Source organism: Pseudomonas sp. G3-19 (assembly GCF_054855875.1).
On sequence record NZ_JBMPIQ010000003.1, the window covers coordinates 109395 to 123723 of the forward strand.

Annotated in this window: 11 protein-coding genes and 1 pseudogene; 3 read left to right on the top strand and 9 right to left on the bottom strand. The window is 60.9% G+C overall.

Annotation, left to right across the window (positions count from 1 at the left end):
• Positions 1 to 243 precede the first annotated feature (243 nt).
• The 3 genes from ACOYXI_RS00780 to inhA form a co-directional block, all read right to left on the bottom strand.
• Complete coding sequence (locus ACOYXI_RS00780) at positions 244 to 1809, bottom strand: methyl-accepting chemotaxis protein (RefSeq protein ID WP_003223402.1); 1566 nt, start codon at positions 1807 to 1809, stop codon at positions 244 to 246.
• 103 nt (positions 1810 to 1912) lie between these two features.
• Positions 1913 to 2704, bottom strand: a complete 792-nt coding sequence (locus ACOYXI_RS00785) for a CPBP family intramembrane glutamic endopeptidase (RefSeq protein WP_134785881.1) — start codon at positions 2702 to 2704, stop codon at positions 1913 to 1915.
• Between the two features lie 236 nt (positions 2705 to 2940).
• A complete protein-coding gene (inhA, locus tag ACOYXI_RS00790; RefSeq protein WP_461674131.1) occupies positions 2941 to 3627 on the bottom strand; it encodes an isonitrile hydratase in 687 nt (228 codons plus the stop codon).
• Positions 3628 to 3716: 89 nt separating this feature from the next.
• Between inhA and ACOYXI_RS00795 the strand changes: the two genes are divergently transcribed.
• On the top strand, positions 3717 to 4748 hold the full coding sequence (locus ACOYXI_RS00795) for a GlxA family transcriptional regulator (protein WP_461674132.1): 1032 nt from the start codon (positions 3717 to 3719) through the stop codon (positions 4746 to 4748).
• Here the strand turns inward: ACOYXI_RS00795 and ACOYXI_RS00800 are convergent.
• From ACOYXI_RS00800 to ACOYXI_RS00820, 5 genes are all read right to left on the bottom strand, one after another.
• On the bottom strand, positions 4711 to 5349 hold the full coding sequence (locus tag ACOYXI_RS00800) for a BRCT domain-containing protein (protein WP_135295324.1): 639 nt from the start codon (positions 5347 to 5349) through the stop codon (positions 4711 to 4713). The genes ACOYXI_RS00795 and ACOYXI_RS00800 overlap by 38 nt on opposite strands.
• 12 nt (positions 5350 to 5361) lie before the next feature.
• On the bottom strand, positions 5362 to 5751 hold the full coding sequence (locus ACOYXI_RS00805; protein ID WP_135295325.1) for a hypothetical protein: 390 nt from the start codon (positions 5749 to 5751) through the stop codon (positions 5362 to 5364).
• A gap of 390 nt (positions 5752 to 6141) precedes the next feature.
• Positions 6142 to 7968 (bottom strand): glycoside hydrolase family 15 protein, encoded by a 1827-nt coding sequence (locus ACOYXI_RS00810; RefSeq protein WP_282413497.1) that lies wholly within the window; start codon positions 7966 to 7968, stop codon positions 6142 to 6144.
• On the bottom strand, positions 7961 to 8761 hold the full coding sequence (locus ACOYXI_RS00815; protein ID WP_461674133.1) for a glucose 1-dehydrogenase: 801 nt from the start codon (positions 8759 to 8761) through the stop codon (positions 7961 to 7963). Before ACOYXI_RS00815 ends, ACOYXI_RS00810 begins: the two co-directional genes overlap by 8 nt.
• An 87-nt stretch (positions 8762 to 8848) precedes the next feature.
• The gene (locus ACOYXI_RS00820) at positions 8849 to 10396 is read right to left on the bottom strand and encodes a family 2 encapsulin nanocompartment cargo protein terpene cyclase (RefSeq protein WP_098967998.1); all 1548 of its coding nucleotides are present in this window, start codon (positions 10394 to 10396) and stop codon (positions 8849 to 8851) included.
• Positions 10397 to 10730: 334 nt separating this feature from the next.
• On the opposite strand from ACOYXI_RS00820, the gene ACOYXI_RS00825 reads away from it, so the two are divergent.
• Positions 10731 to 11903 carry an MFS transporter gene (locus ACOYXI_RS00825; protein WP_097087672.1) on the top strand — a complete coding sequence of 391 codons (1173 nt, stop codon included), beginning with the start codon at positions 10731 to 10733 and terminating at the stop codon, positions 11901 to 11903.
• A gap of 179 nt (positions 11904 to 12082) precedes the next feature.
• Here the strand turns inward: ACOYXI_RS00825 and ACOYXI_RS00830 are convergent, their stop codons facing one another.
• Positions 12083 to 13216: a cupin-like domain-containing protein gene (locus ACOYXI_RS00830; protein WP_108182192.1), complete on the bottom strand. Its 1134-nt coding sequence runs from the start codon at positions 13214 to 13216 to the stop codon at positions 12083 to 12085.
• A 133-nt stretch (positions 13217 to 13349) separates the two neighbouring features.
• On the opposite strand from ACOYXI_RS00830, the pseudogene ACOYXI_RS00835 reads away from it, so the two are divergent.
• Positions 13350 to 14085: pseudogene (locus tag ACOYXI_RS00835) on the top strand (thioesterase II family protein).
• Positions 14086 to 14329 lie beyond the last annotated feature (244 nt).

Below are 14329 nucleotides of genomic sequence, written 5' to 3' on the forward strand. Positions count from 1 at the left end.
TCGCGAGCAAGCTCGCTCCCACAGGTGATTGTCGTCGTGCGCAGAACTGTGACTCAACGCAGTGCCAATGTGGGAGCGAGCTTGCTCGCGAATGCGGTCTGCCAAGCACCATCAATTTCAGACTGGCAATAAAAAGCCCGGACGCTTTCGCTGTCTGGGCTTTTAAGATTAAAAGATCGCAGCCTGCGGCAGCTCCTACAGGTGATCGGTGTAGGAGATGCCGCAGGCTGCGATCTTTTACTTTTAGCGGTTAAACCGCTCCACCAACGAATACTGAGTATTCGCAGTCTTGGTCAGCTCTTCACTCAGCAACGCCGAGTTATGCGCCTGTTCCGAGGTCTGGTCTGCCAACTCCGAAATGTTGCTGATGTTGCGGCTGATTTCTTCAGCCACGGCACTTTGCTCTTCGGTCGCAGCAGCGATCTGCGTGGTCATGTCGGTGATGTTGGCCACTGCTTCGCTGATGCCGACCAGTGCCTGATCCGCTTCCAGTACCCGCGCCACACCTTCTTCGGCCTGGCGATGGCCGGCTTCCATGGTCTGCACGGCGCTGGACGCGGTCTGCTGCAGCTTGGCGATCAGGGCGTGGATCTGGCCGGTGGATTCGCTGGTGCGTTGCGCCAGTTGGCGCACTTCGTCAGCTACCACGGCGAAGCCACGGCCCATCTCGCCGGCACGTGCCGCTTCGATGGCGGCGTTGAGGGCGAGCAGATTGGTCTGGTCGGCGATGCCTTTGATCACGTCGACCACGCCGCCGATTTCGTCGCTGTCCTTGGCCAGTTGGGTGACGGTCAGGCCGGTTTCGCCGACCACCACCGACAGGCGCTGGATGGCTTCGCGGGTTTCCCCGGCGATGTCACGGCCACGACCGGTCAGGCGATTGGCTTCCTGGGTGGCGTCGGCAGTGCGCTGCACGTGGCTCGCCACTTCTTGCGTGGTGGCAGCCATCTGGTTGACGGCGGTGGCGACCTGTTCGGTTTCCACGCGCTGGCGCTCCAGACCGCTGGAGCTGTTGTGCGCCAGGGCGTCGGACTGTTTGGCCTGATCGGTCAGGTGCTCGGCGGTGTCCTGCAGACGGGTCAGGCAGGTTTTCAGGCGCGCTTCCTGGCTGAGGATCGACATTTCCAGACGCGCCTGCGCGCCACGGCTGTCGGTGTACATCTGCGCGATCAGCGGGTCGGAAGTGGTCTGCTCGGCCAGACGCAGCAGGCGCTTGAGCCCGCGTTGCTGCCATTGCAGACCCATCAGGCCCAGCGGCACCGAGAGGCCCGCTGCCAGGGCGAAGCCCCAGTGCGAGTTCAGGGTTGCGCCGATCACGAAGCTCAGTTGGCTCACCAGAATGAACGGCAGCCAGTCCTGCAGCACCGGCAGCCATTTGTCGCTGGAAGGGATCGCCGACTTGCCTTGGTTGATGCGTTGGTAGAGCGCTTCGGCACGGCGGATCTGTTCGGCGGTGGGTTTGATCCGCACCGACTCGTAACCGACCACCTGATTGCCGTCGAACACCGGTGTCACGTAGGCGTTCACCCAGTAGTGGTCACCGGATTTGCAGCGATTCTTGACAATGCCCATCCATGGCAAGCCTTGTTTCAGTGTGCCCCACATGTGCGAAAACACCGCAGCCGGGACGTCGGGGTGACGAACCAGGTTGTGCGGCGCACGGATCAGCTCTTCACGCGAAAACCCGCTGATTTCGACGAAAGCGTCGTTGCAGTAGGTGATCACGCCTTTGGCGTCGGTTGTGGAAATCAACCGCTGCTGAGCCGGGAAAGTCCGTTCGCGTTGTGTAATGGGCTGGTTATTACGCATGGTTTTTCAATCCGCAAGGCTTTGAAAGGTTGTCGGCGCTGTCAGGAAATTATTGAAGTTTTTTTTTCAGATATAAGTACGGCGTCGCAAAACCGCTCTTGCTTCAACCGGCCAGCATCGGATAGGTGAACAGCGCAAAATGCAGCAGGTTCAGCCCGAAATGCGTGGCGATCGCCGCCGCAAGGCCACCGAAACGGTAGGCCAGACCATAGCCGACACCCGCCAGACCCGCCAGCAACACCCAGTGCCAACCCGCGCCCAGATGCGCCAGGGCAAAGATCAGCGACGCCAGCAGCAGAGCGAGGTTGTCGCCGTGGGGCAGGTGTTTGAACAGTCGGCTCAAACCGCCCTGTATATAGCCGCGAAACAGCGCTTCCTCGACCAGCGTCACCAACAGCAGATTGTTCAGCAGCCACAGCCATGCTTGATCAGGCCACTTCGGCGCCCAGGCAATCATGCCGAACAACAGTGCGCCGCCCAGCGCCAGGACGGCGCTCAAGGTCAGGGCGAGGACGCTGGCGTACTCCGTCGGACGCAGCGAGCGTGCCGCGACAATCCACGGGCAGGCGAGCAACAGCCAGAAGCCGATCAAGGGTTTGTCCAGATTCAGGTACATCGCAAACGGCACGGCGTCGTCGGTGAAACGCAGCGGGGCGATGGCCCGGCCGTTGGCGAATCCCGGCAACCAGTGCAGCGCCAGCGACAGGGCGAGGAAGATGAACACGGCATGCCCCAACAGGCGCGCCACCGGCACCTGCTGTTGGCGCACGGCGAAACCGGTCAACAGCAATAGTCCCACGGAGATCAGCGCGAGCCAGCCGAGTTGGCCAAAGCTCAACGCCAATCCATAACCGAGGCTGAGAAGTGCCAGATAGAGCCATGGCAACGCCTTCATCGAAAGTCCTTGTGCAGAATTTTGTGGAAGGGCTTTCTACACGGGTGAGGGCGTGGGGACAAGTAAAGCTGTGGCGGGATGCGGGGACAGGTTCCAAACCTGAGGCCATCCACAAAACCCATTGTGGGAGCGGGCTTGCTCGCGAATGCGGTGTGTCAGGCGATAAAAATCTCGACGGATACACCGCATTCGCGAGCAAGCCCGCTCCCACAGTAGATCTGTGTGTGGCTGAGGAATCAGCGCAGATCGAGCTTCGCCGCCGCGCGCTCGGTGATTTCCGTGCGCAGTTTCAACGAAAGCGCCGCGCGGTGCCGAGCCTCATCGACGACAGCACTCGGCGCCGTCTGCGGGCTGCCCGATTCAAAAGGCGGCGCCGGCGCATATTCCAGCTGCAGTTGAATTAACTGCGCCGCCTCGGCCCCCACCAGTTCGGCGGCCAGCACCAGCGCAAAGTCGATGCCTGCGGTAATGCCGCCACCGGTAAACAGATTGCCGTCGCGTACCACCCGGTCCTGCACCGCAATCGCGCCGAGTTTCGGCAGCAGTTCGTGATAGGCCCAGTGGGTGGTCGCGCGTTTGCCTTTCAACAGTCCCGCCGCGCCCAGCACCAGCGAACCGGTGCACACCGACGTCACATACCTGGCCTGCGCTGCCTGACGCCTGATGAACTCCAACGTCTGCTCATCTTCCATCAGCGGCCCGACCCCGGCGCCGCCGGGAATGCAGATCACATCCAGATCCGGGCAGTCCTCGAAGGTGGTGGTCGGTTTCAACAGCAGGCCGGTGCTCGCAGTGATCGGCACCAGATCTTTCCAGATCAGATGCACCTGCACGTTCGGCAGCGAGGCCAGTACGTCATAGGGACCGGTCAGGTCGAGTTGCTGCACCTGCGGAAACAACAGAAAACCGATCTGCAACGTCATGGGATTTTTCTCCATTTGAGGGGTGGACGGCTTCACTGTAGGCGCGTAGGTTCTGGCGTATACGCCAATAACCCCACGAATTACGCCAAATGCCCAAAGTCATCCATGTACTCGCGTTTGCCAACATGCAGATTCTCGACGTCACCGGCCCTCTGCAAGTATTCGCCTCGGCCAACGACATCGCCCGCCAACGCGGCTTGCCGGTGCCGTATGCGCCGTCGGTGATTGCTCGCGAGGGTGGGGCGGTGATGTCCTCGGCGGGGCTGGCGGTGCTCGCCGAACCGTTGCCGCAAGACGCCAGCGACACGCTGATTATCGCGGGTGGTTGGGGGATCTATCCGGCATCCGAAGATGAGTCGCTGGTGGATTGGGTACGCGAGCACGCAGCGAAATGTCGACGCGTCGCCTCGGTGTGTACGGGGGCATTTCTACTGGCGGCGAGCGGCTGGCTCGACGGACGTCGCGTGGTCACCCACTGGACCCGTTGCGAACAACTGGCGCAGCAGCACCCGAAGCTGCAGGTCGAAGCCAATCCGATCTTCATCAACGACGGCCCGGTCTGGACCTCGGCCGGCGTCACCGCCGGCATCGATCTGGCGTTGGCGATGGTCGAGGAAGATCTGGGCCGCGACATCGCCCTCGACGTCGCCCGGCATCTGGTGGTGTTCCTCAAGCGCCCGGGTGGGCAATCGCAATTCAGCGTAACCCTGGCCCTGCAGAATCAGGGCAATCGCTTTGATGAACTGCACGCCTGGATCGCCGAAAACCTCACCTGCGACCTCGGCGTCCCGACCCTGGCCGAACAGGCCGGCATGAGCGAACGCAGTTTCGTCCGCCACTACCGCGCCGACACCGGCCAGACCCCGGCCCGCGCCATCGAACTGATCCGCGTCGAAACCGCCCGGCGCCTGCTGAGTGATACCGTGCTGCCGGTGAAACGGATTGCGGCCAATTGCGGGTTTGGCAGTGAAGAAACCTTGCGCCGCAGTTTTCTGCGCGCGATCGGGGTGACGCCGCAGGCGTACCGGGAGCGGTTTTCGGTCAGCGCTGGCGAAGCAGAGTCAGCGATGCCCTTAGGGGCAATTACCCGAACAGAACCTTCTGCCAATGATCTTCGCTGATGATCGCAATCGGCACGCCGCTGTCTCTCAGCTCAACGGCTTTCTTGATCTTGGTGCCGTAAGAGCTGTGAAGCCACTGATCATTGCCAATGCTGCCCACTACCAAATAGTGAATCTTTTTGCTGACGGAACCACCAATAAGGCCGCCGCGTTCGAGGATCTGCGACTCACATTCTTTACGTGGCCCATAGGCCATGACGCCTGTAAACAGGAAGACCCGATCAATCAGGCATAACTGCGGGGCAGGGTGGTCGAGAGGAAGGCTGGCCGGAGTGGTAAACGTTGGTGTTTGTGTTGGTGCGACTGGCAGCCCGGTGAACTGATGCAGCATTTCCAACAGCTCCGCAGACTCGTCGGCGTCTAGAACTCCATCACTGAGCATGTCGGCAAGACGTCTGTAAAGGATGTTCACAACCGGATCATCCAGGTGCACCAAATGGGTTTCAATCCAGGTTCTGAGAAACTCGGCTTCTTGCTGGTTGATCGTGCCGTCTGCGGCAAGCCCGGCGGCGATGCCGATGAGAGCATCGACCGAGCGCCGCTCGATTCTTGCCTGGTGAAAGAACACGCTGCTCTTAAATTCCTGATGCAAATCGACCATCGTTGCTTCTCCTTAAGCCTCGGCTTCCGCCACCTGATTGAAATACTTCGTCCGATCCGGGGTAAACGTTACCCGCATCTTCGTCCGCGAGCAGGTCAGCGAACGCTCTTCACCCAGATCAATATCCAGATCCTCGCCACGCAACCCCTGCCACTGCGCCAAGTATTTCAGCGAGCCGTATTTCTCGTTTTTCTTCAGGCTGCGGCTCACGCCACCTTTCCAGCCGAGCACCGGCAGTTCGCCGGCGAGGCATTGTTGGGCAAGGTCGGGGAAGCGGGTGGCGCGCTGACGGCCGATTTCCCAGCACTTGATCAGGCCTTTGTCGGCGGCTTCCCAGAGTTGGGTGCGGGTCAGGCCGCTGCGCAGGGGCGTGGCGATGGGGCGGTGGACGTGCTGGGTCATTCTGTTTCCTTGAATTCGGGTTTTATTGGACAGCTCCGCTGTGCCCGTTGCGGTGGATGGTAGGGGGGGATGTAACAGCTGGCAACAGGGTATTTCAGGGTGTAAGTGCAGGTTGCGGGGGAGGGATTTGCCAGGGTGTTGTTTAGAAGAAGCAGGAACAGACTACCCAAACTGTGGTGAGGGGATTTATCCCTGATCGGCTGCGCAGCAGGCGCAAAGCCAAGCAACGCGGTGCTGTTGACGAAATGCACCGGAAAAATCAGGACTGCTGCGCCGCCCGTCGGGGATAAATCCCCTCATCACAGGGGATCTGATTCTGTTTATTTCTGTGTAGGGGTTAGCCCGGCGCAGCGCGCTTATGCGGCATATTTCCTACAAACACTGGCGAAATTACGGCTGCCAAACACTCTTTTCCCCACTCAAACGCCGATCCAGAAAACTCGCCGCACTGATCAGCGCCAGATGCGTCAGCGCTTGCGGGGTGTTGCCCAGATGGCGGCCCTTGCTGTCGAACTCTTCGGCATACAGGCCCAGTGGGTTCGCGTAGCGCAGCAGTTGTTCGAACTCCAGATGCGCCTTTTCCACCTGACCGGCGCGGGCCAAGCATTCGACGTACCAGAATGAGCAGGCGGCAAAGGCGCCTTCGGTGCCGGTCAAACCGTCGATGTTGGCGTCATCGTTGCGATAGCGATAAACCATGCCGTCGCGTACCAGAGTCTTTTCGATCGCTTCAAGGGTCGACAGCCAGCGTGGATCCTTGGCGCTGACGAAGCGCACCAGCGGCATCAGCAGCATCGAACCGTCGAGCGCGGTGCCGCCCTTGTACTGGACGAAATGCCCGCGCTCCTCATCCCAGAAGTTGTCCCAGATGTCGGCATAGATCGCCTGCCGGGTCTGATCCCACTGGACGAACGGCGCCGGCAGCGAGCGTTTCGAGGCCAGGCGAATCGCCCGGTCCAAGGCCACCCAGCACATCAGTCGCGAGTGCAGGAAGTGATGCTGCTCACCGCGCATTTCCCAAATGCCGACATCGGTTGTCTGCCAGGTCTCACACACCTGATCGACCACTTCGCGCACGTGTTTCCAGCCCTGGTGGGAAATCGCGTCGCCGTACTTGTTGACCAGGTACACCGCGTCCATCAGTTCGCCAAAGATATCGAGCTGAATCTGATCGTACGCGCCATTGCCGATGCGCACCGGTTGCGCGCCGCCATGGCCGGAGAGGTGGGAGAGTTCGGTTTCCGGCAGCTCCTGGCGACCGTCGATCGCATAGAGGATGTTGAGTTTGGTCGAATTTCCCTGGCAATCGCTGACCCGACCACGCAGCCAGCCCATGTAGGCATTGGCCTCATCGACAAAACCCAGGCGCATGAACGCGTAGACGGTGAACGAAGCGTCGCGGATCCAGGTGTAGCGATAGTCCCAGTTGCGCTCGCCGCCGGGGGTTTCCGGCAGGCCAAAGGTGGCGGCGGCGAGGATTGCGCCGTGCTTGCGCGAGGTCAGCAGCTTCAGCGCGAGGGCCGAGCGATTGACCATCTCCCGCCAGCGCCCGCGGTAGTTGGACTGACCGATCCAGTCGCGCCAGAACTTCAGCGTGCGCTCCAGGCACATTTTCGCGCCGTCATCCTTGAAGCGCGGATCGTCGGCGCCACCGAGGACGAATTCGGCGTGCTGATCCTGTTTCAAACTGAAGGAGGCAACGGCCGACTCGCCATCGATGTGCAACGCCTGATCCGCCACCAGCCGCAGCGATGGCTGACCCTCCGCACTGAAAATCACCGATTGTTGATCCATCTGCGCCCGGGTGTTGGCACGCGCGTAGTCATGCCGCACCGCGCAGCGCATGTGAAACGTCGCTTCACCGCTGACTACCCGCACCCGGCGCATCAGCAACGGCAGGTCATCGACACTGTCGCCGATCGGCAGCAGATCGGTGATTTCCACTACGGCCTGTTCGCTGAGCCAGCGCGTCTGCAAAACGTTGGTGTCGGGCAGGTAGATCTGCTCGCGCCGGGCATCGGGCAAGTCCGGGGCGAGCTGGAAAATCCCTGCCTCGGGCGTGTCGAGCAGTGAACAGAAGATCGACGGGCTGTCGAATTCCGGCCAGCAGAAAAAATCCACGCTGCCCTTGTCGTTGACCAGTGCGGCACTGCGCAGGTCACCGATGATGCCGTGGGCGTCGATCGGGCTTTGTCGTTCAGGATGATGCTCAGCCATTGCCACGAAACTCCGGATAAAGACTCATGCCGCCGTCGATGAACAGGGTGGTGCCGACGATGTAGTCGGCGGCGTCGGAAGCGAGAAACACTACGGCGTTGGCGATGTCCTCGACATCGCCGATGCGACCGTAGGGGATAAGCTCCAGCAGCTTCTCACCGGCCGCGCCTTCGGTGGCTTGCTGATTGATTGCCGTGCGAATCGCCCCCGGCGCGATGCCGTTGATGCGGATGCGCTGCTGGCTGACTTCCTGGGCGAGGGTCTGCATCAACTGATCGACGCCGCCCTTGGACGCCGCATAGTTGACGTGCCCGGCCCACGGAATGCGCTGATGCACCGAGCTCATGTGAATGATCTTGCCGGCCGCGCGGGACACGCCTTCACGCACGCCCTGGCGATTGAAAATCCGCAGCGCGGCGCGAGCGCAGAGGAACTGGCCGGTGAGGTTGACGCCGATCACCGTGTTCCAGTCTTCGAGGGTCATGTCCACCGCCGGCGCATCCTTTTGCATGCCGGAATTGGCCACCAGAATGTCCAGCGCGCCAAAGGCCTCGAGGGTCTCGGCGAACAACCGTTCGACCTCGTCTTCCTTGGACACATCGGCGCCGATGGCCAGTGCCTGACCGCCGTCGGCGATGATTTGCTGCGCCAGTGCCTCGGCAGGTTCGGCCTGACGGTTGTAATTGATCACGACGGCTGCGCCGGCAGCGGCCAGCGCTTTTGCGGCAGCGTGGCCGATGCCGGAGCTGGCGCCGGTGACCAGTGCTACTTGGCGGGCGAGGGAAATCTGCATGCTCGAAATGCCTGGGTTAAGGGCTCAGTCAGCTGACCCATGGCGAGCTGCGAGAGTTCATCCGCATGCATGAAAAGATCGACACGTTCAGACGTGATAGCGGCCACTGTGCCGGTGCCATTCAAGACTGCCGGAGACCCAGCTTTTTATGCCGGTCAGAAAACGCTGCAGCAGCGGCGATGCATCCGGCAGCACGGCTTGTTCCGCCGCTTCATACAGGTGCACGATTTCGTCATGAACGTGCGCGCACTTGATCATCGCTTGTCGGGGCGTGCAATTGTGTTCGCGAGCCAGTAACTGCGGCAGATTGAAATCGCCGATTGCGGCCTGATTTTCCTTGTGTGCGGAATACAGATCGTTGGCGACGATTGTGGCGCTGGCGGCCAGCGTGGTCACGCGCCGCACGGCAGGGGCGCTGTAGATGTGTGCTGGCAGTTCGTATCCACCGATCACGTCGATCAATGACATGCAGGGTAAAAAGCTGTTGGTCTGGCGTTGAGCGAGGTATTCCCAGATGGGTGGGGTCAATCCTTCCAGGCGCCAGGCCGCTTCGGCAGTCATGGTGACAAACATGGCGATGATTTCGTGGCGTACCCTGGCCACTTGTACGGAAGATGCGAATGCCTGAACGCGGTCCATATAGGCGCGAAGCGCAACCAGTACCGGGTCACTGTTCAGTGCATGATCAAGACCGCAACGAAAGCGAGAGGGCAGGTGCGCCGGCTCCAGTGCGGCCAGCGCCAGCGAAAGTCGGGGCCCTACCAGGCGCGGTTCGGAGCCGGTTCGCTCGTCATCACAGTAGTAATCATCCACGGCAAACAGGGCGGCGATGCACTGTGCCGAAAGCAGCAGGCGATCGGGATCGTGAGTGTCGGTATGGCAAAGCATGGCGAAGCGACCGAACCCCATGGCGCGGACCTTTTCGAGTTGTCCCGCAAATATGCCGACTTCCTTGATCCATGGCATAAGCCGATCTTCGACGGCCTCGGCCAGCGCCGTATCAACCCGAAACGGCGCCGGACAATACAACGGCGGGACGGCCCAGGGTGATCTTGCCTTTTTCCCAAAAGCATCAGGCATTGATCGTGCCGCTGACGCATCGTGGGCGGCCTCGAACCATTGCCTTACACCCCCTATCCCGAACTGCTCGAACATCCGGCGAAACCAGATCGTGAACTGCTCGGGTGCCTGTTCGATCCGTTCGGTGATCTCCTCCAGCGACAGCCACTCCCAACTTTCGACTTCCTCGGGATTGGCTACCGGATCGAGCTGGCTGAGGCCGGCAAACACGTGGTCAAATTCATGCTCGATCAGTTCATTGGACATTTGCTCGTAATAGAGCATCGAGGCGACTTTTTGCAGTTTGCACGTCGTGCCCATTTCCTCCTGCAGTCGACGCAGGGCAGCGGCGGCCGTGCGTTCGCCGGGGCGAGGATGCCCGCAGCACGTGTTGGTCCATAATCCGCCGGAATGATATTTGCCCAACGCGCGTTGTTGCATCAGCATCCGACCTTGTGAGTCAAAGAGCAGAATCGAAAATGCGCGATGGCGCAGTCCCTGGTGATGCACTTTCATCTTTGAGGCTACACCGGTCTGGCGATCCTTGGGCGATACCAGAATAAGCTGTTCTTCCATGGCAAGGCTCCTTGGCGCGTGCGCTATGGGATAGTGCTCAAGAGCAGTTGCCCGTTCATTCAGGAGCGGTACGCCATTGAGTCAAAGCCTCATGAGAACTGCAATCGCATGAAAAGGCACCTGTAAAACCTGACAGGTGTGCGCGATTTTCGACGATTGGTTATGTGATTCCAGACGTCGGCGGCAATGCCATTGGTCTTGGGGAGCGATCCTGGGAGAGTGCCTGGAATCGCAAGGTGTCGAGTTTCGCGCCTTCACATTCCACCAACAATTCCCCGCTTCCACGCTCATCAACCTTTATGGCAACTTGGCGGCCCCTGATGAGGCTGTACCCATGGCAAACCCCTACCGCGAATTATTCACCGCCCCCGGCGCCCGGGCTTTTGTACTGGCCGGGATGATCGCGCGCATGCCGATTTCCATGACCGGCATCGGCGTGATCACCATGCTCTCGCAGCTCAAGGGCGGGTACGCGCTGGCCGGTGCGGTGGCGGCGACTTTTGCCCTGGCCACGGCTTTTTGTGCGCCGCAGGTCTCACGGCTGGTGGATCGTTTCGGCCAGGGCAAAGTGCTGCCGTTGTCGGCGTTGATCGGTGGCGGGGCGCTGTTGATGTTGCTGCTGTGCACGCGTTTGCAGGCGCCGACCTGGACGCTGTTCATCTTCGCCGCGCTGGCCGGCTGCATGCCGAGCATGTCGGCGATGGTGCGCGCGCGCTGGACCGAGATCTATCGCGGCCAGCCGCAATTGCAGACTGCCTATGCGCTGGAATCGGTGCTTGATGAAGTTTGTTTCATCGTCGGCCCGCCGCTGTCGGTGGGTTTGTGCGTGGTGGCGTTTCCCGAGGCCGGGCCGTTGGCCGCGCTGTTGGCGTTGGCGATCGGGGTGACGGCGTTTGTCGCCCAGCGCAGCACCGAGCCGGCGGTGCATCCGCAGGAATCACAGCATCAGGGTTCGATCATTCGCTCGACCGACGTGCAATGGCTGCTGGCGTTGATGCTTGCCATGGGCGTCATCGTCGGTGTGGTCGATGTGGTCAGCGTCGCGTTCGCCCAGCAGCAGGGCCAACCGGCAGCGGCGAGCATCGTGTTGTCGGTGTACGCCATCGGCTCGTGTCTGGCCGGTATCGCGTTTGGCGCGATGCGCTCGAAACTGCCGTTGCCGCGGCTGTTTCTCTACGGTGGGGTGGCGACGGCGGTGACCACGCTGCCGCTGTTGCTGGCGAGCAATATTTTCGGTTTGTCGCTGGCGGTGTTTGTCGCGGGATTGTTCTTCTCGCCGACGCTGATTGTGGCGATGGCGTTGATCGAACGCATCGTGCCGCCGGCCAAACTGACTGAAGGCCTGACCTGGCTGGTGACGGGGTTGAGCATCGGCGTGGCGATCGGCGCGGCCGGCTCGGGCGCTCTGGTGGATGCTTTCGGTGCACGCAGCGGATTCTGGCTGGCGATTATGGCGGGGGCGGTGGTGTTGGCGTCGGCGTTTCAGAGTTATCGGCACCTGAAATAACCCGGCCATCGCGGGCTGTTGTGGTGAGGGGATTTATCCCCGATGGGCCGCGAAGCAGCCCCAAATCCAGCCAGCTCTTTCCTTCAGAAGAAGCGTGCCGGGTGAGTTTGCGACTGCTGCGCAGTCGATCGGGGATAAATCCCCTCGCCACAGAGTTATCCACACAGACAGCGGATGGGTTACCAACCCCGCCCCGAATTCACCCAGAAATTCACCGACAGTGACGTCGACACCGACTCCACCTGATGGAACCAGCCCTCCGGCAGAAACAGCAGATCCCCGGCCTCCAGCGTCACGCGCAGGAACGTCACATCGCGTGCTGCGGGAAAGCGCTCATAGTCCGGTGCGTCGGGGTTGAAGTCGCAGCCGTCCAGGCCACCCTTTGGCGCTGTCGACCAGGTGCCCAGTGCTTCGCGGTGATGCGGGGCGGCGAGGGTGAACTGCTTCTGGCCCCAGACCTGCGCGAACAGGTTGTCGGTGTCGTCGCGGTGCAGCGGCGTCAGCGTGCCTTTGGGGCCGATCCAGATGCGTGGCGGGATGAACAGCGAAGCATCGAAGTAGGGCGGGTACTTGATCTGCTGCAGCAATTGCGCCGGCAGGATGTTGTTGCCCATGTAGGCCGGTGGTTCGCCGTCAGCCCGTTTGACTGCCGGTTGGTCCAGCGAGGCAATGAACTCGGCCATCGACGTCGAGCGGAAATCACGTTCGGTGGAAAAGGTTTTCTTCACGTAATCGCCGTGGCGGGTGATGCCCTGCAGTTCGGCGAAATGCACCAGTGATTCCTCGCGACTGAGCTTGAACAGCGGCCAGTCCTGCAAGGCATTGCTGATCACCACCGGGATGCCGTTGGGCAAGTATCTGCTTTTGAATTCGCTGACCGACAATTCATCGCGCGCATGGCGCTCGATGCGGGTCTGCACCGGCAGCCCGGCGGTGAGTTGTTCGCTGAAGCGTGGCGGGGTCGGGTAGCGCTTGTTCATGTCGACCTTTTGCGCCACTGCGCCACCGTGCATCGCATGCTCGATGATCTGCGGCAGCAGCGTCGCCAGGCCCATGTTGCCGCCGATTTTCAGGCGCCCGCTGGCGAACAGTTCTTCGACATTGACTCGGCCGCCCATGATCCCGAGAAAATCACTCTCGGCCACTTCAATGGTCACGTCGGGGCTGGGGTGGCGTCCGGGCGCCGTGCGACTGCTGGCCTTGACCTCGGACCAGTAGGCCTGCTGCGGGCCAAACACGAATTGGAAAACGCCTTCGATGCCGACGGCACCGGCGTTGGCGAACAACTTGCCCAGGATGCTCTGCAGGTCCACGGTGAATCCTCGTTATTGGTTTTGGCCTGAACAGTTAACGAGCGCCTGTTGGCGCAATTTACCGGCGCGCGACTAATTTGCCGGGGGGCGTAATCCGTTTATCTCTACAGACAAATTTTTCGAGGAAAGCCGGGTGAACAAGCTGACCCTGCTGTGCCTGCCGTACTCCGGCGCCAGCGCCATGGTCTATAGCCGCTGGCGGCCAAAACTGCCGCAATGGCTGCAACTGCAACCGGTGGAACTGCCGGGGCGCGGTGCACGTTTCGACGAGCCGCTGCACACGGATATGCGGGCGCTGGCGATGCAACTGGCCAAGGAATTGCGGCCGAATCTCAAAGCGCCGTATGCGTTGTTCGGCCATAGCCTGGGCGCGCTGCTGGCCTGCGAAATCGCTCACGCGCTGCGCGCATTGGGCTGTCCGGAACCGGTGGCGCTGTTTCGCCTCGGGCACGGCGGCGCCGACGATGCGCGCCGATTACGATCGCGGTTTTGCCGAGCCGAAAACCGACGCCGAGCTGATCGATCAATTGCGCACGCTCAACGGCACCAGCGAAGAAGTGCTGGCCAATGCCGAACTGATGAGCCTGACCCTGCCGATCCTGCGCGCGGACTTCTTGCTCTGCGGCAAATTCGAGCCGTTGTCGCGGCCGTTGCTCAACTGCCCGGTGCACGTGCTGGGCGGCAAGGCGGATCGCGCGACCACCGAACAACTGATCGGCTGGAGCAAGGAAACCCGTGGCAGCTTTTCAGTGGACATGCTCGCCGGCGGGCACTTCTTCATTCATGAGCATGAAGCCAAAGTGCTCAAGGTGATCAAGGATCAGCTGGAAGGGCATCATCGCCGGCATATCATGGCCGCAATCGCCTGAGCAGCGCATCACTCAATGTGGGAGCGGGCTTGCTCGCGAAAGCGGTATTTCAGTTATTGCATCGTTGACTGACACACCGCTTTCGCGAGCAAGCCCGCTCCCACATTTGATTTGTGTTTATGAAAAAAGCCGCTCAATCGCCCGCCTGACAGTTGTTCTCATTCGCTAATTTTTCCGGTCTGTATTCGTTTTATAGGGACGACGTGCCTTTGTGCTTCCTGCCTACTGATCCGGATGCTGAGAA